Annotated in this window: 10 protein-coding genes and 3 tRNA genes; 7 read left to right on the plus strand and 6 right to left on the minus strand. The window is 68.9% G+C overall.

Translation table 11 applies throughout. From position 1 onward, the window contains the following. Positions 1–57 precede the first annotated feature (57 nt). The gene (gene gcvP, locus C3K08_RS10430) at positions 58–2,961 is read left to right on the plus strand and encodes an aminomethyl-transferring glycine dehydrogenase (protein WP_104991251.1); all 2,904 of its coding nucleotides are present in this window, start codon (positions 58–60) and stop codon (positions 2,959–2,961) included. A gap of 559 nt (positions 2,962–3,520) precedes the next feature. Then, positions 3,521–4,600, plus strand: a complete 1,080-nt coding sequence (locus C3K08_RS18815) for an autotransporter outer membrane beta-barrel domain-containing protein (RefSeq protein WP_158679910.1) — start codon at positions 3,521–3,523, stop codon at positions 4,598–4,600. A 72-nt stretch (positions 4,601–4,672) separates the two neighbouring features. On the opposite strand, the gene C3K08_RS10440 is transcribed toward C3K08_RS18815, so the two are convergent. Next, positions 4,673–5,104 carry a hypothetical protein gene (locus C3K08_RS10440; protein WP_104991252.1) on the minus strand — a complete coding sequence of 144 codons (432 nt, stop codon included), beginning with the start codon at positions 5,102–5,104 and terminating at the stop codon, positions 4,673–4,675. A 253-nt stretch (positions 5,105–5,357) separates the two neighbouring features. On the opposite strand from C3K08_RS10440, the gene dnaG reads away from it, so the two are divergent. Next, positions 5,358–7,121: a DNA primase gene (dnaG, locus tag C3K08_RS10445; protein ID WP_104992026.1), complete on the plus strand. Its 1,764-nt coding sequence runs from the start codon at positions 5,358–5,360 to the stop codon at positions 7,119–7,121. 128 nt (positions 7,122–7,249) lie between these two features. Here the strand turns inward: dnaG and C3K08_RS10450 are convergent. The 4 genes from C3K08_RS10450 to C3K08_RS10465 all read right to left on the minus strand — a co-directional run bounded on the left by C3K08_RS10450 (position 7,250) and on the right by C3K08_RS10465 (position 8,918). Continuing rightward, positions 7,250–7,326: transfer RNA gene (locus C3K08_RS10450), tRNA-Arg, on the minus strand. Positions 7,327–7,343: 17 nt separating this feature from the next. Further along, positions 7,344–7,436 (minus strand) — tRNA-Ser (locus C3K08_RS10455). Positions 7,437–7,474: 38 nt separating this feature from the next. Beyond that, positions 7,475–7,562: transfer RNA gene (locus C3K08_RS10460), tRNA-Ser, on the minus strand. A gap of 81 nt (positions 7,563–7,643) precedes the next feature. Continuing rightward, complete coding sequence (locus C3K08_RS10465; protein ID WP_104991253.1) at positions 7,644–8,918, minus strand: nitrilase-related carbon-nitrogen hydrolase; 1,275 nt, start codon at positions 8,916–8,918, stop codon at positions 7,644–7,646. A 37-nt stretch (positions 8,919–8,955) separates the two neighbouring features. Here C3K08_RS10465 and C3K08_RS10470 point away from each other — a divergent pair, with 37 nt between their 5' ends. From C3K08_RS10470 to pxpA, 4 genes are read left to right on the plus strand one after another with little or no spacing between them, the layout of a single operon-like run. Beyond that, positions 8,956–9,597: an allophanate hydrolase subunit 1 gene (locus tag C3K08_RS10470; protein ID WP_104991254.1), complete on the plus strand. Its 642-nt coding sequence runs from the start codon at positions 8,956–8,958 to the stop codon at positions 9,595–9,597. Beyond that, a complete protein-coding gene (locus C3K08_RS10475; RefSeq protein WP_104991255.1) occupies positions 9,590–10,561 on the plus strand; it encodes a biotin-dependent carboxyltransferase family protein in 972 nt (323 codons plus the stop codon). The genes C3K08_RS10470 and C3K08_RS10475 overlap by 8 nt, the downstream gene beginning before the upstream one ends. A gap of 14 nt (positions 10,562–10,575) precedes the next feature. Then, positions 10,576–14,715 carry an N-6 DNA methylase gene (locus C3K08_RS18820; protein WP_104991256.1) on the plus strand — a complete coding sequence of 1,380 codons (4,140 nt, stop codon included), beginning with the start codon at positions 10,576–10,578 and terminating at the stop codon, positions 14,713–14,715. Continuing rightward, on the plus strand, positions 14,715–15,467 hold the full coding sequence (gene pxpA / locus C3K08_RS10485) for a 5-oxoprolinase subunit PxpA (RefSeq protein ID WP_104991257.1): 753 nt from the start codon (positions 14,715–14,717) through the stop codon (positions 15,465–15,467). Before C3K08_RS18820 ends, pxpA begins: the two co-directional genes overlap by 1 nt. Here pxpA and C3K08_RS10490 read toward each other — a convergent pair. Beyond that, on the minus strand, positions 15,464–16,621 hold the full coding sequence (locus C3K08_RS10490; protein ID WP_104991258.1) for a deoxyguanosinetriphosphate triphosphohydrolase: 1,158 nt from the start codon (positions 16,619–16,621) through the stop codon (positions 15,464–15,466). The genes pxpA and C3K08_RS10490 overlap by 4 nt on opposite strands. Positions 16,622–16,702: the final 81 nt, after the last annotated feature.

The following is a 16,702-nucleotide window of genomic DNA, read 5'->3' on the forward strand; positions in this document are numbered from 1 at the left end:
AGCGGAGAGAGGCTGGACGCTGACCGCTGAGCCCTGATCGCCCCCCAAGGAGACCCCATGCGCCCCCCCCAATCCCGTCCACTCAGCGAACTCCTGCAAACCGACGACTTCACCCGCCGTCACATCGGCCCCACCGAGGCGGAACAGGCCGAAATGCTGGCCGAACTCGGCGTCTCCAGCCTCGACGAACTGACCGAGACGACCCTGCCCGAAGCCATCCGCTTCACGGGCGAGCTGAAGGTGGGCGGCCCGGTGACCGAAGCGCAGGCGCTGGCCGACCTGAAAGCCGTGGCCGCGAAGAACAAGGTCTTCCGGTCGTACATCGGCATGGGCTACCACGGCACGCACGTGCCCCCCGTGATCTTGCGCAACATGCTGGAAAACCCCGGCTGGTACACCGCCTACACGCCCTACCAGGCCGAGATTAGCCAGGGCCGCCTGGAGATGCTGCTGAACTTCCAGCAGACGGTAATGGACCTGACCGGGATGCCCGTGTCCAACGCCTCGCTGCTCGACGAGGCGACCGCCGCCGCCGAGGCGATGACCCTCGCCAAGCGGGTGGTCAAGAGCAAGGGCAACGTGTTCTACGTGGCCGACGACGTGCATCCCCAGACGCTGGACGTGATTCGCACCCGCGCCGAGTACTTCGGGTATGAGGTGGTCACGGGGGCCGCGAACGGGGAGCTGCCCGAGGGCACCTTCGCCGCGCTGATGCAGACGCCCGGCACCTACGGCGACCTGCACGACCTCGCCCCCATCTCCGAACGGGTTCACGCGGGGCAGGCGGCCCTGATCGTGGCGACCGACCTGCTGGCCTGCGCCCTGGTGACCCCGCCCGGCGAGCAGGGAGCCGACATCGTGATCGGGAGTGCCCAGCGCTTCGGCGTGCCGATGGGCTTCGGGGGGCCGCACGCGGCGTTCCTGGCCTGCCGGGGCGAGTACCAGCGCTCCATGCCGGGCCGCGTGATCGGTGTGAGCCGCGACAGCAAGGGCAAGACCGCCCTGCGGATGGCGATGCAGACCCGCGAGCAGCACATCCGCCGCGAGAAGGCGACCTCCAACATCTGCACCGCGCAGGCGCTGCTGGCGAACATGGCCGCCGCCTACGCCGTCTACCACGGGCCGGAAGGGATTCGGACGATCGCGGAGCGGGTGCATGTCCTGACGGGAATCCTGGAGAGGTTCATCGTTGAAGCAGGCATCACGCCTCTGAACGAAACGTTCTTCGATACGCTCAGCTTCGAGGGTGATGCCGACGCCATCCGTGCCCGTGCCGAGGCTAAAGGCATCAACCTACGCTACGAGGGCAATCGCGTGAGCGTCAGCCTGGACGAAACGGTGACTCCTGCTGATGTCGAGGACCTGATTGAGGTCATTGCTGGGACCCGTCAAAACGGTCAGGGCCAAGAGTTCAAGGTGTTGTCGGACTACCAGCACAAGGGCGGCAACGGTATCCCCGCCAACCTCGAGCGCACCTCCGAGTACCTCACCCACCCCGTCTTCAACACGCACCACTCCGAGCACGCGATGCTGCGGTACCTGAAGACGCTGGAAAACCGCGATTACAGCCTCGTGCACGGCATGATTCCCCTGGGCAGCTGCACGATGAAGCTCAACGCCACCGCCGAGATGATCCCGGTGACGTGGCCCGAGTTTGGGCAGCTCCACCCGTTCGCGCCCGAGGGGCAGACCGAAGGCTACGCGCAGATGCTCGCTGAGTTGGAAGCGTGGCTGGCCGACATCACCGGGTACGACGCGGTGAGCCTCCAGCCCAACAGCGGGGCGCAGGGCGAGTACGCGGGCCTGCTTGCCATCCGCAAGTACCACGAGAGCCGGGGGGAAGCGCACCGCAGCGTCTGCCTGATCCCCGCGAGCGCCCACGGCACCAACCCCGCGAGCGCCGCCATGCTGGGCATGCAGGTCGTGGTCGTGAAGACCGACGAGAGCGGCAACATCGACCTGGCCGACCTGCGGGCCAAGGCGGAGGCGCACAGCGACAAGCTCGGCGCCCTGATGATCACCTACCCCAGCACCCACGGCGTCTACGAGGAACACGTCACCGAGGTGTGCGAAATCGTGCACGCACACGGCGGGCAGGTCTACCTCGACGGGGCGAACATGAACGCGATGGTGGGCGTCGCCAAGCCGGGGCTGATCGGGTCGGACGTGTCGCACCTCAACCTGCACAAGACCTTCGCCATCCCCCACGGCGGCGGCGGGCCGGGCATGGGGCCGATTGGCGTCAAGGCGCACCTCGCGCCCTTCCTCCCCAACCACGCGGTCCGCGCGACGAGCGAGAGCCGCACCGGGGCCGTCAGCGCCGCGCCCTACGGCAGCGCGAGCATCCTGCCCATCTCGTACCTCTACATCCGGATGCTGGGGCCGGAGGGTCTGAAGAAGGCCACCCAGGTCGCGCTGCTGAACGCCAACTACATCGCCAAGCGATTGGGCGGCGCCTTCCCGGTGCTGTACACCGGCCGCAACAGCCGGGTGGCGCACGAGTGCATCCTCGACATTCGCCCCCTCAAGCAGGCCAGCGGCATCACGGAAGAAGACATCGCCAAGCGGCTGATGGACTACGGCTTCCACGCCCCCACCATGAGCTTCCCGGTGCCCGGCACCCTGATGATCGAGCCCACCGAGAGCGAGCCGAAGGAAGAACTCGACCGCTTCATCGACGCGATGCTGCATATCCGCCGTGAGATTCAGGAGGTCGAAGACGGCCTGCTGGCGGCCGAGGACAGCCCGCTGCGCCACGCGCCGCACACGCAGGACGACCTGATGGTTGACGAGTGGAACCGGGCCTACAGCCGCGAGACGGCCGCCTTCCCCAGCCGCGCCCAGCGGGCCTGGAAGTACTGGCCCGCCGTGAACCGGGTGGACAACGTGTACGGCGACCGCAACTTCGTGTGCTCGTGCCCACCCATCGAGGATTACGCGGACTTCGAGTTCAGCGGCTGAGCTGAGGGTCTGGAGGAGGCGCAGTTGACCACTGCGCCTCCTCCTCTTTGTCTCGGCCATGCAGCCTCTTGAGCTGAGTCTCAACCCAGGCGTCACCGGGCCGCCGACAATGCACCAACCCCAAGGAGGTGCGCCCATGACCGACGACCGCCGAAACAGCGACAACCCACCTGTGGATACCAGCCAGTCCCCTGGCGAGGGCGGTCACAGGACCCTGAACGAGCCGGGCAACACTGCCGCACCCAGCCTCGACCCCACCTTGGGCACCTCGCGTACGGGTGGCATGGGGGGGAGGGCGGGGACGGCCGACCTGAGAGTCAACCCGGTCCCAGAGCCACAAGACATCTGAAGCTTCACCCCTGAAGGAGGAGGCCCCGCGCCTTCCTATTCTGTTGTGGCTGTACCCAGGCATAGGAAATTCTCAGCAAAACACTGAACCCTCTATGAAGACGCTGAGATGCGGTTCAGGTGCATGAAGATGAGGAAGGTGTGACACAATACACTGACCAACGGGGCGGCCTCACCTGAGGACGGCGGCCCCACCGCTCAAGGAGACCTCATGAAAAAGACCTTGCTCTCGACCAGCCTCCTGATGGCGCTCGGCACGGCCCTCGCCGGTGGCAGCGGCTCCGCGCCCACCACCACGACGCCGCTGACTCCCGTGACCCCGCAGGTCACGCCGGTGACCCAGACGCCCGTCGTGGCCTGCACGCCGGGCACGTGGGCACGCGCCGCCATCGAACTCGTGACCCAGCGGGGCCTCTTCATCGGCTACCCTGACGGTCAATTTGACTGGTGCCAGGCGGCCACCCGCCAGGAGGTCGCGCAGGTGCTGGCCCGCCTGATCGCGCAGCTCCCGGCCAACCAGACCACCTTCAACCCTGCCGAACTCCAGACCCTGCGCCAGGGCCTGCAAGAAGCCCTGACCGGCCTGGAGCAGCTGCGCGCCCAGGTGGCCGCCCAGAACACCGCCATCGAGGAACTGCGCGCCCAGATCGCCGAGCTGCAGGCGGCCATCGCCAACCTGCCCGCGGGCGGGGTGGGCGCGGCCGGGGCCACCGGTCCCCAGGGGCCTGCTGGTCCTCAGGGTCCCCAGGGTGAGACGGGCGCGACCGGGCCGCAGGGTCCGGCGGGCGCTCAGGGACCGGCCGGTCCGGCAGGGCCTCAGGGTCCCCAGGGCGAGACCGGGCCGCAGGGTCCCGCCGGTCCCCAGGGGGCGTCCTATGTGCCCCCCGTCGAGCCGCTGCGCTACGGCAACTACATCGGGGTGTCGTACTACAACATCCTCCAGCAAAACGTGGGGTCGATGGTTCGCGTCATGGTCGGCAACGACGCCCTGATCGGCAGCCTGGGCCTGCGCGTGACCGGCGACTTCCGCGTGCGCGGCGAGACCCCCGGCAACAGCATCAGCGCCATTGCCACCTACCGCGGCACCTTCAACCGCGCCGACGGCATCCTGGGCGCGGGCGGCGGCTACAACCTGGAGCGTCAGTCGACCTTTGGCGAGCTGCTCGTGGGCGTCGACTACCGCATCATCGACCGCGTGGCCCTCTTCGGGGAAGCCCGGCAGCAGTTCTACTTCGACGGCTCCAACACCACCAACAGCTCCATCGCGGCCGGGGTCAAGTTCCGCTTCTAAGCGGCCCTTCTCCTGCCACCCCCGTGGAACCCCTGACCGGGTTCCATTTTTGTTGTGCCGCGCGTGGCCCCGTCACTCCTCGCCCACCACAGGCCGAATCCGCCACGCCTGACGGGCCAGCACCCCTGAGAGCAGCAAGCCCCCCACGTGCCATAGCGGAAGCTGCCCGGCGAACACAAAGGCAATGTCTGCCAGCACCAGCAGCCCAGCCAAGCCTAAACCGACAAGCGGTACCCGGCTCTCGTGGGGGGTGGTGTACATCGCCGCGCGGGGCTGGGGGTCGTGCATGGCGTCGCGGGCCTCGGCGTAGCGGATCAGGGTGAGGACCCCGTACACCAGCAGCAGGCCCGAGAGCAGCAGAAGGGCCAGGCCCGGATACCGCCCACTGCCCGCGTAGTCCAGCGCCCCCAGCGTGAAGTGCCACAGCGAGGTCAGGATCGCCAGCAGGGCCAGGCCCAGCGTGGCGGGCGTGCTGTAGGTGGGGGGTGCACCGAGCGGAGGCATGGGAGGGGCTTCACCTTACCCCCAGGCCTCCTCCCCGACCGTGCGCGGGCAACCAAGGCCAAGATCAGGGACCCCCAACGCCCCCCAACGGGGGGGAAGGCCCAAAAAGGCGTGCGGCACGCCTCCGCCGGGATTGTGCAGAAAAACCACGTCTACAACACCCTTTTTCGTGCTTGGCAGAGAGGCGTCGGTGGGCGTACACTGGCGCTCTACCGCCGTGGTTCACGGCGAGGACAGGGGGGTGAAGGAACACATGGGCACCAAGGAAGACGTGCGTGCGCGGCTGAACATCGCGGACGTCATCGGGGAACATGTGCGCCTCTCCCCCGCCGGAAAGGGCCGCCTCAAGGGGTTGTGCCCTTTCCACAAGGAGAAGAGTCCCAGCTTTCAGGTCGACACCGAACAGGGCTACTTCTACTGCTTCGGGTGCAAGGCGGGCGGGGACGTCTTCGCCTTCGTGCAGCGGGTCGAGAACCTGAGCTTTGGAGACGCGCTGCGGCAACTCGCCGAGAAGGCCGGGATTCAGGTCGAGGCCCGCTACGGCGAACGCAGCAGCCGCGACCTGTACGACGTGAACGCCTTCGCGCTGGAGTACTTCCGCGAGCATCTGCCCGGTCCCGCGCTGGACTACCTGCGGCGCCGGGGGCTGACCGACGCGACCATCGGGGCCTTCGAACTGGGCTACGCTCCCGACTCCTGGGACGGCCTGCTCAAGCGGGCGCGGGCACGAAACCTGACCGAGCGGCAACTGCTCGAAGCCGGACTGCTGACCGAGAACCCCGAGTCGGGACGGGTCTACGACCGCTTCCGGGGCCGGGTGATGTTCCCCATCCGCGACCACCTCGGCCGCCTGGTGGGCTTCGGGGGCCGGGTGCTGGACGACAGCAAACCCAAGTACCTCAACACGCCCGAGACCGAGGCCTTCCACAAGGGCGAGTTGCTCTACGGCCTCGACAAGGCGCGGTCCACCCTCAAGGACGGGGGCGAGCTGATCGTCGTCGAGGGGTACATGGACGTGATCACCCTGCACCAGCACGGCTTTACCGGAGCGGTCGCCAGTCTGGGCACGGCGCTGACGGCAGAGCACGCGGCGCTGCTGGAGCGGCTGGGCGCCTCCAGCCTCGCCCTGATGTTCGACCGCGACGAGGCCGGACTCAAGGCCACCCTCTCGGGGCTGGATCAGGTGCTGGGGGCCAAGTTCCGGGTGCGGGCGACGAGTGTGCCCAGCGGCAAGGACCCCGCCGACGCCCTGCTGGCCGGGGACGAGGCGGGCATCCGCGAGGCGCTCGCGGGCGGGCTGGACGAGGTGCGCTTCCGGGTGCAGGCTGCCGTGGAGGCGCACGGGGTGGACACCACCGAGGGCAAGCGCCGGGTGCTGATGGCGCTGTTGCCACGGATGCAGAACCTCGATCCGCTGGATGAAGGCGCCGAGCGGATGCGGACCCTGGCGTGTGAGTTGCTGGGCATTCGCCCGGAGGCGCTGCTGGAATGGATCGGCAGCAAGGCGCGGCGGCGCACCCTGACCGACACCCACCTCGCGGGCATGAGCACCGCCCGCGCGGAGGAAGGCCGCGAACTCGCCCTGCTGCGGCAACTGCTGGTCGATCCCTCCCTCCTCGCCAAGCTCGACGGCACGACCCCCTGGCGCAACGAATCTGTCCGCAAGGTCATGCTGGCCGCGCAGGGTGCCCAGAGTCCCGACGACATTCTGGAGGTCTTCCGGGGCCAGCCCGAGGAGCAGCTCCTGATCCGCCTGATGTTCGAGAGCCGCGACCCCGGTGCCCACTCCCGCGCCACGAGCGAGCTGTACGAGCAGAAGGTCGCCGCTTACGCTGCCGCCGCGGTGGATGACATCCAGGTGGGCCTGAGCATCGACTCGCTGCGGGCCGAGGTCGACCTTCTCAAGCGGCAGATGGCCGCCGCCGCGCCGGGCGAGCAGCTCACCTACCTGCGGCAGATTCAGGAGTTGCAGCGGGCCATCGAGGCCGAGAAGCGGGCGCGGCGCTCGGGGGCCTGAACCCGGACGTGGACGGGCCTGGCGTCATCACGACCTCGCTTGGACAGGACACCGCACACCTCCGGCCTGCGTGCGGGGTTTCCACCGCCGATACAGGAAAAGCCCGCCTTGCGGCGGACTTGTCTTTTTGGCGTGCCCGAAGAGATTCGAACTCCTGGCCTTCTGATCCGTAGTCAGACGCTCTATCCAGCTGAGCTACGGGCACATGCCTGTGGTGGTGCTTGGCGGAGAGGGCGGGATTCGAACCCGCGGTACACTTTTAAGGCGTACGAGCGTTTAGCAAACGCTTGGTTTAAGCCGCTCACCCACCTCTCCAATAGAGGCACCGGATTGTCATGCTTGGCCCTGCTTGATGGCGAGGGGTGAGGGATTCGAACCCCCGGTGGGTTGCCCCACTACGGTTTTCAAGACCGTTGCCTTCAACCACTCGGCCAACCCCCCTTGCGGCGGGGCGCTCCCGATCTGTTCCCGGAGGAACCTTCTCAAGCGCGAAAGGAAGTATAGGTACGCTTCCGGAACTTGTCAACGCCTGCGCCGCCGCCTGCTCCAGACCAGCCCCAGCAGCGCCGCCCCAGCCGCGACCGCCCACCAGCCGGGACCCCGCCGGGGCCACGCGGCCTCACCGCGCAGCAGGGCGGCCAGAGCCACCTCATGCCGGGTGCGGGGCGGGGCGGGGAGCCAGGCCGGGGGCAGGGTCAGGTCGGCGTGCAGAACGCCTGTGCGGTAGCGGTTTTCCCAGGGGTGACCGCTGCCCGCCGCCCGCTCGCGCCCGGCGGCCCGCAGGCGCTCCGGCCCGGCCTCCTCCACCCAGGGGAGCAGGGCGAGGAAGCCGGGACGCGGCTCGGTCAGCGCATAGGACCGGGGTTTGGGGGCGTCCTCGGCGCGGCCGGTGATCGCGCTCTGGCCGTCGAAGGTGAGGTCGAGCAGGTTGCCGACCACCATCGGGTTGACCGCATAACGGATGGAGCGGCCCCGCGTGGTGGCCTGCCAGCTCGACTCCAGCCACGCGACGGGCTGATCGCGCACGTTCTCGGGATCGGGCGGCAGCCCCTCCAGGTCGGTCCAGGGGGCACCGTTGGCGTCGGGTTGCAGGAGGACGGTGCAGCCCTGCGCCTCCAGCCGCGAGGTCACGTCCTCGCGGAAGGCGTCGAGGCTGATCGCCACCCCCAGGTCCCCCACGGGTGTGGGAAAGACCCGCAGTTCCTCCAGTGGCCCCGGCGTCAGGTCCACGCCCCCAGCCTCCTCGGCGGGGGTGAGGTGGACCTTGTCGGCCACGCCGATGAGGTCGCCCTGGGGGTCCAGCAGGACGGTCTCGTTGTGAAGCACGCCCGGCTCTCGGTGCACACGTCCCCCCTCCAGCCGGAAGCGCGGCATGGGCGCCGAGCCGCAGCAGAGGTACACCCCGTACTCGCGGGCGAGGTCGCGGCAGGTTTCGAGGTACAGCCGGGCGTTCTCGCCGCTCAGGGCGAGTTGCAGCGCCCGGATGGGCGAGACGCGCTCGCGCAGGAGCACAGGCAGGGCGTGGGGAAGGTGACGCAGGAAGAGGAGGAGCGCCGCCCGCTCGAAGGTCCCGGCCCGCACCGCCAGCGGCACCCCGCGCAGCACCAGCGGCAGCCCGTTGAGTTCGGTCAGGACGACGAGGTTGGGGCGATCCGGGGCGAGGTGGGGCCGGGCCAGCTCCAGTTGCCCGCGCAGCCAGGCCCGGAAGGTGTCCGCGCTGGCGAAATCCCCCGCGCTCCAGTGCGGCTGCACGGCGAAGGCGCGGAAGTGCCGGGGCTGGGCTTCACCGGAGGTCATGCCGACCAGCGTAGCGGGCCGCGTGGAATCATGCGGCATGTCTGGCCCGCCCACGTCCGGCCCGCCCGCCGAGATCACCCCGCTGGGGGACACCGCTCTGGTCGTGCGCTCGGCCCTGACGCCCGTGCTGCGGGCGGACCTCGCGGCGCGGCCCCTGCCCGGCGTGCAGGAGACGGTGCCCGCGCTGGACGTGCTGACGGTCCTCTACGACCCGCTGCATACCGGTCCAGAGGCGCTCGCGGCGGCCCTGCGCGAGCGGCTGGCGGGGTTGCGCTCCGTGGAGGCCGCGCCGGGACGCCTGCACCTCCTCCCCGTCACGTTCGATGGACCGGATTTGGGCTGGTGCGCCGGGCAGGTGGGGATGAACGAGTCGGCGTTCATCCGGGTGCTGGAGGAGGCGACCCTCACGGTGGCCTTCCTGGGCTTCACGCCGGGATTCGCCTTTCTGACCGGGTTGCCGCCACCGCTCCAGATGCCCCGCCTCTCCACGCCCAGGGAGCGCGTTCCGGCGGGCAGCGTGGCGCTGGGGGGACCGTGGGCGGGCGTGTATCCGCGCGAGACGCCGGGGGGCTGGCGAATCGTGGGGCACACGGGCGTGCTCCTCTTCGATCTGGGACGGCCGGAGCCGGTGCTGTGGGGGCCGGGCGACCGGGTGCGGTTGGTGGCGGTTCATGCTTGAGGTCCTGCGTCCGGGCCTCCAGACCACCGTGCAGGATGCAGGGCGGCGGGCTTTGTCGCTCGGCGTGCCGGGGGGCGGCGCGGCGGACCCGGTCAGCCTGCGGCTGGCAAACGCCCTGGTGGGCAACCCGGCGGGGGCAGCGGGACTGGAGGTGACCCTGGCGGGGCCGTCGCTGCGCTTTCACGCGGCGGCGCTCGCGGCCCTGTGCGGTGCCCCTTTCACGGCCACGCTGGACGGCCAGCCCTTTCCCCTGGAGCGGGCGGTCGCCGTGCCTGCCGGGGCGACGCTGGATGTGGAGGCCCCGGCGCGGGGGCTGCGGGCCGTGCTCGCCCTGCGGGGCGGGCTGGACGTGCCCGAGGTGTTCGGCAGCCGCTCCACGGACCTCAAGACGGGCTTCGGGGGGCTGGAGGGGCGGGCGCTGCGGCGGGGGGACCAGCTCGGGTGGTTCACTCGGCCAGAGGTGACCCCCCCAAGGACGTTTCTCTCCCCCACCCTCCGGACGCTGACCGGCCCGGTGGTCACGCTGCGGGTGCTGCCCACCCCGGAGGCGACCCCGGCGCTGCTGGCGGCGCTGACCCGTCACTCCTTCACCGTGAGTCCGCAGGCCGACCGCATGGGCGTGCGGCTGGTGGGGGGGGTGCCCGCCCCCCACGACCCCACGCGGGTCAGCCTGCCCAACGTGCCGGGGGCGGTGCAGCTTCCGCCGGACGGACGACCCATCCTGCTGCTGCCCGACGCGGGGACCCACGGGGGCTACCCCACCCCGCTCGTCGTGGCGGCGGTGGACCGTCCGGTGCTGGGGCAACTGCGGCCCGGCGACCGGGTGCGTTTCCGGGTGGTGACGTTGGAAGAGGCCCACGCCGCGCTGCGGGCACGGGAACGAACTTTACGCGGGGTGGAGGGGGCGCTGCGGTGGTGGTACGGGCAGAGCAGAGATGAAGCCACTCGCACGCAACACCCGTGAGATGATGGCGACACATGGAAGCTGATCAACTGAATGCCGCGCTGGACGCACTCGCGCGGCGTGTCAAATCCAATTTCACCGAGGATGCCGTCGAGCACACCCTGACGGAAACCCGGTTTTACGAGGCCCTGGGCTACGAGCGCACCGGGCGGGATATTCGGCGCAAGCCCAAGGGCAAAAGCGGTATTCCCGACGCCCTGTTGCTCAACAGCGACGACAGCATTCAGGTGGTGGTCGAAGTCAAGCGGCCCAGCGAGGACCTGACCGACCATCTGAATCAGTTGACCCGTTATGTCCGTGACCTGCGTGCCCGCTTCGGCATCCTGACCAACGGGACGGGATTTCGCATGTACCGCCGGGACGGACAGGCCCTCACAGAGATGGCCTCTGGGACGGCGACCGAGGTGCGGGCGACGGACTTTGTCCCCCTCGCCAAACAGACGCTTAACCCGCTCGACCGGGCACAGGTGGAAGCGCGGGTGCGCGAGTCCCAACAGGAAGGCTTGCCCCTCCGTTACGCCGACGATCTGCCCAGCACCCAGTTTCTGTACTCGCTCGGCCTGCAAGAGGGCAGTCCTTTCGCCACGCTGGTTCAGGCGACCACGCAACTTCTGGCCGATTTGCAGGGCAAAAGCGAGTTCGTGAGCGGCAGTTACCAGTTCTGGAAAAAGGTGTATGCGCGGGAACTGGACGAGAAGCGCATTCCACAGCTCTGGCAAGCTTCAAAAGCTCTGAACGACACGTCCGGCGAGGGCCTGTACCGCTTCTCGTTCGCGCTGGAAACGTCCTATGCCCTGGCCGCGCGGCTGATGCTCGCCAAGGTCATTCAGGACCACAGCGGGGGCGGGGCCATTACGGGCGGGGTCAGTCTAGCCGACCAGCTCCTGACCCAACTCGGGCAGCACGTCCATGACCGCACGGGAACGCTCCTTCCCGAGGCGTACCCCGAGGCGGTGCGCGACCTGTTCGACCGCTACGCCCGCACCCTCTTTACCAGCGTGTACGCCACCGACATCTTCGACTGGTGGCGCGACCATGCCGCCGCTCCCGGCCCCGCTGCCGCCTTTTCCGACGCTCTGGCCCGGCTGCTGCTCGCGCTGCTGCGCTTTGATTTCAGCACGCTGGAAGGTGACTTGCTGGGCGAGCTATACCAGCAATATTTCGACCCGGAAACCCGCAAGGCGCTGGGCGAGTTCTACACGCCGCCCGCCGTGGTGAACTTCATCCTAGATGAGGTCGGGTACACCGGGCGGCGGCAGGAGCGGCTGCTCGACCCGGCGACCGGCAGCGGCACCTTTCTGATCGGGGCGCTGAGGCGTTACCTGGGCGCCAACCAGGACGCAGACCCGGTGGAGACTCTGCGGGGGCTGACCGAGGATTACGCTCTGGTAGCCTTTGACATCAATCCCTTCGCGGTCATCATGGCGCAGGTCAACTTCGCGGCGCTGCTGGTCCCGCTGTATGCCCGCGCCGCGAAACAGGACCCGGATTTCGTGCTGCGACGGCTGCCCGTCATCCGCACCGACTCGCTGCGGCAGGAGAACTTGGAGGGCGAAGCCCTGACGCAGGGCAGCCAGAAAGGTCAGAGCATGTACGGCCTGGATTTCGGCAGCACCACCATCACCGCGCAGATCGAGCTGCCTATCCGCACAGGCAAGAAGACCGGGCACACGGTCCACCTGACCTTTCCCCAAGTCGAGGAAGCCAAGCGCCGGGGCGTGGTGGACAACGAGCGCGAGTGGCTCCGCGCCCTGCAAGCCGTGTTCGCCGCCGTGGAACTGCGGTCTCAGGCCTTCGACCGCAAGCAACCCCTCCCCGACCTCAGCGCGAACATCCGGTCCTTTCTGGCACGCGGTCAGGGCTCGGAACGGCGCCTGCAAGAACAGGCCGAGTATCTGACGCCCTACGCCGGGGAAGTCTGGAAGACGCTGCTGGAACTCAAGGAAAAGCACGGCGACGGGCGTTTCCTCAAGACCCTGGAAGACCTGATGCTGGGCCTGGTTCTCAAGCATTACCTGAAATACGACTACGTGGTGGGCAACCCGCCCTATGTCCGCATCCAGAACCTTCCCGAGAACCTGCGCCGCTACTGGGAAACCATGTACGTCTGGACAAGCGGCAATTTCGACATCTACATCCCCTTCATCGAGCGTGCCCTGCTGGGCCGCCAGGGCGAGGAAGCGCACGGCTGGCTCAAACCCGGCGGCAAGCTCACGTACATCCTCCCCAACCGCTTCATGAATGCCGGGTACGCCGGGCTGCTGCGCTCGAACCTGCCCCGCGTGGCGCACCTGCGTTCGCTGCTGAACATGGGCGCGGCGACCTTTCAGCCCCCACACGAGGACCACGCTAGCAAGCTGTTCAAGGAGGCGCTGGTCTACCCTGCCGTCCTGAGTCTCCAGAAACGGGCGAGCACCCCCGCCACGCCCGAACCCTCCGCCGCTTTTCCCGCCGTGCGTCTGGTCCCACGTACCCTGCCCATCAATCCCGCCGATGCCCTGCGGCAAATCCGGGACGCCTACGCCGACCTCCGCGCCGGAAAGCCCGCCGACCTGGGCGAATTGGGCGACGCGTTGAGCGTGCCGCCGCCCCGCGCAGGCGAACTGGAGGCGGGCCGCCGCGATTTTACCCCTGCGGGCTGGTTCCTGATGCCGCCGGAGGAACGCGCCGTCTTCGAGAAACTAGACGCCGTGGGACAGCAGGTAGACCCGGAAGTTCAGATGGCGCGGCAAGCCGCCACCCTGGCCGCCTTTGACCAGGAAGCCCAAACCAGGGGGACCGTCGCGGCACCTGCTGCCGAAGTCAACGCCCTGCAACCCCACCGCCGCCTGAAAACGTATACCTCGACCGTCAGCGGCGGCTTTGCAGGGATTCAAACCAGTGCGGACAACATCATGGTGTTGCGGGAGATCGCCAGAAACGCTGACGGTTCTCTCCTGACCCTCCAGCCGCGCGGTGGCGGCGGACCCGTCACCATCGAAAAGGACGCCCTGCGGCCCTTCCTGTTCGGCAAGGACGTGGAACGCTGGCATGTGGACTGGCAGGGCTGGTGGGTGGTCTTTCCGTACCTGGAAACCGAGACGGGCTTCCGGCTGATCCCCACGGCCCGCTACCGCGATCACGTCACGACCCCCAGGGGCAAGGGCGAGGGCCGCCGCGTCTTCGGCAGCTATCCCGCCGACTTTCCCAATCTGGAAGCTGCTTATCCGCACCTGTGGGCCTACCTGAACACCCACGAAGCGGCACTCCGTGGCCGGGAAAATGGAAAGTACAAGGTGGGCAAGGATGACGAATGGCGGTGGTATGACTTGGCCCGGCCTCAGAGTTTGGAGGCGTCTTCCGGGAGGAAAATCGTGATGCAACTTTTGGGGAGATCGACCCAGGGTGCTTCCGACACGATGGGGAGATTTTTCCAAGCTGGCGGAAAAGGGGGTGGGGCTTACGGCGTCCAATTGTCGGACGACGCTTTGACCAACTATTTCGCTACCTTGCTTTCTAGCCATCCAGCCGATTTCTTTATCAAGTCATCGGGCATCGTCTACAGCGGAGGGTACTACTCTTACGCCGACGCATACATCCGCAATCTTCCCATCCCCGCGTCCACCCCAGCCCAACGTGACCAACTTTCCCGTTTGGCACGGGAGCTCACGGCCTGTACGGGGGAACTGCGGCGGCTGGAAGCGCAGGCGCGGGCCTTTCCCGACAGCGTGAGCGAAGAGAGGCGGGCGGCGGGCACTCTGCCCGAGCTGGACGCGCTGGGCGGAATGGCGCAGGCGGCGGGGCTGGCGCAGAAGCTGGAGGCAAGTAAGGTGCAGGACATGGACGGGGGGCTGCTGGGCAAGCCCGGCGAAGTCACCCTGAAGATTGGAAAAGGCACGCTGACGCTGGGAACCGAACACGCCCGGCTGGTCCGCGAGGTTCTGGCCGAACGGCGCAGCCTGGGGCGGGACGAACTGCTGGCCTTGCGCGTGCCGGAACGGACGGCGGATGTGCGGGCTTATCTCGACACGCTGGCGGGGTGGCGAACACGCATGGCCGAATTGCGCGGCGAGATCGAGACGCGTGAGGCTGAACTGAATGACGTGGTATACGGACTTTACGGCCTGAACGCGGACGAGCGGGCCGTGGTCGAACGGTTTTTGGAGCGGTTCTGATGCTGCCTGTGATGGACCTCAACGCCGACCTGGGCGAAGGCAGCCCGCACGAGGCGGCGGTCATGCCCTTCGTCACCAGCGCCAACATCGCCTGCGGGGGCCACGCGGGGGACGCGGAGACGATGCGCGGCAGCCTGCGCCTCGCCGCGCGGCACGGGGTGGCGGCGGGGGCGCACCCCGGCTTTCCCGACCGCGAGGGTTTCGGGCGGCGGGAGATGCACTTCTCGCCCCAGGAGGTCACGGCCTTCGTGCGCGAGCAGATCGAGACGCTGAAGGCGGTCGCGGCGCGGGAGGGGGTGCGGCTGGCGCACGTCAAGCCCCACGGGATGCTCTACAACATGGCCGTGCGCGACGCGGCGCTGGCGGGCGCGATTGCGCGGGCGGCGGCAGATTCGGGCATTCCGCTGTATTTCGGGCTGGCGGGGGAAGGCAGCGTGATGCTGCGCGAGGCGGCGGCCCTGGGGCTGACACCGGTGGGCGAGGCCTTCGCGGACCGGGGCTACGCGCCGGACGGCTCGCTGTGGCCGCGCGGTCAGGCGGGGGCGCTGCTGCCCCACGCCGAGGCCGTCGCGCAGGGCGTGCGGGTGGCACGGGAGGGCGTGGTGACCGCCGTCACGGGTGAGGCGGTGCGGGTGCCCGCCCGGACCCTCTGCCTGCATGGGGACGGGGCGGAGGCGGCGGAGTTGGCCCGCGACCTGCGCCGAGCATTGGAAGCGGCGGGGGTCCGGGTGGCAGCGCCCACCCAGGGTTAACGCCAGCCTGCCCCCGGCACCGGGGGCCGCAACGCCGCGTACAGCTCGGCGGCATAGCGGTCGGTCATGCCGGAAACGTAGTCGCATACAGCGCGGGGCAACCCACCCTCCTCGGCGCGAGCCCGCACGCCGGGGGGCAGCATGGAGGGCCGCTCCAGCAGCGCCGTGAACAGGCCCGTCAGCAGCCGGGTGCCCTGCTCGACCTGCATCTCTACCCGCCAATGACGGTAGAGCCGCGAGCGCAGGAATTCGCCCGTCTCACGCAGCCGCACTCGCATCTCGGGGCTGTAGGTGACCAGGCGCTCCGGCAGCGCCCGCACCGCCTCCGGGGTCCGCACGCCGCTCTCCACGATGGCCGCGTGGGTCGCCCGTGTCAGGTCGTCGATCAGCCAGCCCAGCAGTTCGCGGTGCAAGGTGCGGCGGTCGCGCTCGGTGAGGGAGGGGGAAGCGGGGGGCACGCGCCGGAGCAGCTCGGCCCACAGCGGCAGTTCCGTCAACTCCTCGGCCGTGATCAGGCCGCTGCGCAGGCCATCGTCGAGGTCGTGGGCGGTGTAGGCGAGCGCGTCGGCGGCGTCCACGAGCTGCGCTTCCAGGCTGGGCGGTCCCAGTCCCGCCCGGCTGTGCTTGTTCAGGCCGTCGAGGGTATCGCGGGTGAGGTTCAGGCCCCGGAAGTCCGGGTAACGGTCTTCGAGCACGGTCACGATGCGGCAGGCCTGCGAGTTGTGGTCAAACGTGTTGTCGGGAGCGGCTCCGTGCCCCTCCATCAGTGCGTTCAGCGCCCGCTCGCCCGCGTGCCCGAAGGGAGGGTGCCCGAGGTCGTGCGCGAGGGCGATGGCTTCCGCCAGCGTCTCGTTCAGCCCCAGGGTCAGGGCCACCGAGCGGGCGACCTGTGAGACCTCCAGGGTGTGGGTCAGCCGGGTGCGGTAGTGGTCGCCCTGCCCCCCGCTGAGCGACACGTTGACGAAGACCTGCGTCTTGTATTCCAGCCGCCGAAAAGCGGTCGTGTGCAGGATGCGGTCGCGGTCCTTCTGAAAGGCGGTCCGGGTCTCGCTCTCGGGTTCGGGAAAGGCGCGGCCCCGCGCGGCGCGGCTGAGGGTGGCGTACGGCGCGAGGGTCGCCGCCTCGCGGGCCTCCAGGTCGGCGCGGGTGAACATGGGGGGATTGTGGCAGAGCGGGCGGGGCCACGTGCGCCCCCTCCCCAACGGGAGGTACCCGGCCGGGGCCGCCGTCCGGCA

It is taken from the genome of Deinococcus sp. NW-56, from assembly GCF_002953415.1.
Lineage (GTDB): Bacteria > Deinococcota > Deinococci > Deinococcales > Deinococcaceae > Deinococcus.

Bases quoted from the DNA above. Each gene is read 5' to 3' on its own strand.
- gcvP (WP_104991251.1), top strand. From the start codon at position 58: ATGCGCCCCCCCCAATCCCGTCCACTCAGCGAACTCCTGCAAACCGAC.
- C3K08_RS18815 (WP_158679910.1), top strand. From the start codon at position 3,521: ATGAAAAAGACCTTGCTCTCGACCAGCCTCCTGATGGCGCTCGGCACG.
- C3K08_RS10440 (WP_104991252.1), bottom strand. From the start codon at position 5,104: ATGCCTCCGCTCGGTGCACCCCCCACCTACAGCACGCCCGCCACGCTG.
- dnaG (WP_104992026.1), top strand. From the start codon at position 5,358: ATGGGCACCAAGGAAGACGTGCGTGCGCGGCTGAACATCGCGGACGTC.
- C3K08_RS10465 (WP_104991253.1), bottom strand. From the start codon at position 8,918: ATGACCTCCGGTGAAGCCCAGCCCCGGCACTTCCGCGCCTTCGCCGTG.
- C3K08_RS10470 (WP_104991254.1), top strand. From the start codon at position 8,956: ATGTCTGGCCCGCCCACGTCCGGCCCGCCCGCCGAGATCACCCCGCTG.
- C3K08_RS10475 (WP_104991255.1), top strand. From the start codon at position 9,590: ATGCTTGAGGTCCTGCGTCCGGGCCTCCAGACCACCGTGCAGGATGCA.
- C3K08_RS18820 (WP_104991256.1), top strand. From the start codon at position 10,576: ATGGAAGCTGATCAACTGAATGCCGCGCTGGACGCACTCGCGCGGCGT.
- pxpA (WP_104991257.1), top strand. From the start codon at position 14,715: ATGCTGCCTGTGATGGACCTCAACGCCGACCTGGGCGAAGGCAGCCCG.
- C3K08_RS10490 (WP_104991258.1), bottom strand. From the start codon at position 16,621: ATGTTCACCCGCGCCGACCTGGAGGCCCGCGAGGCGGCGACCCTCGCG.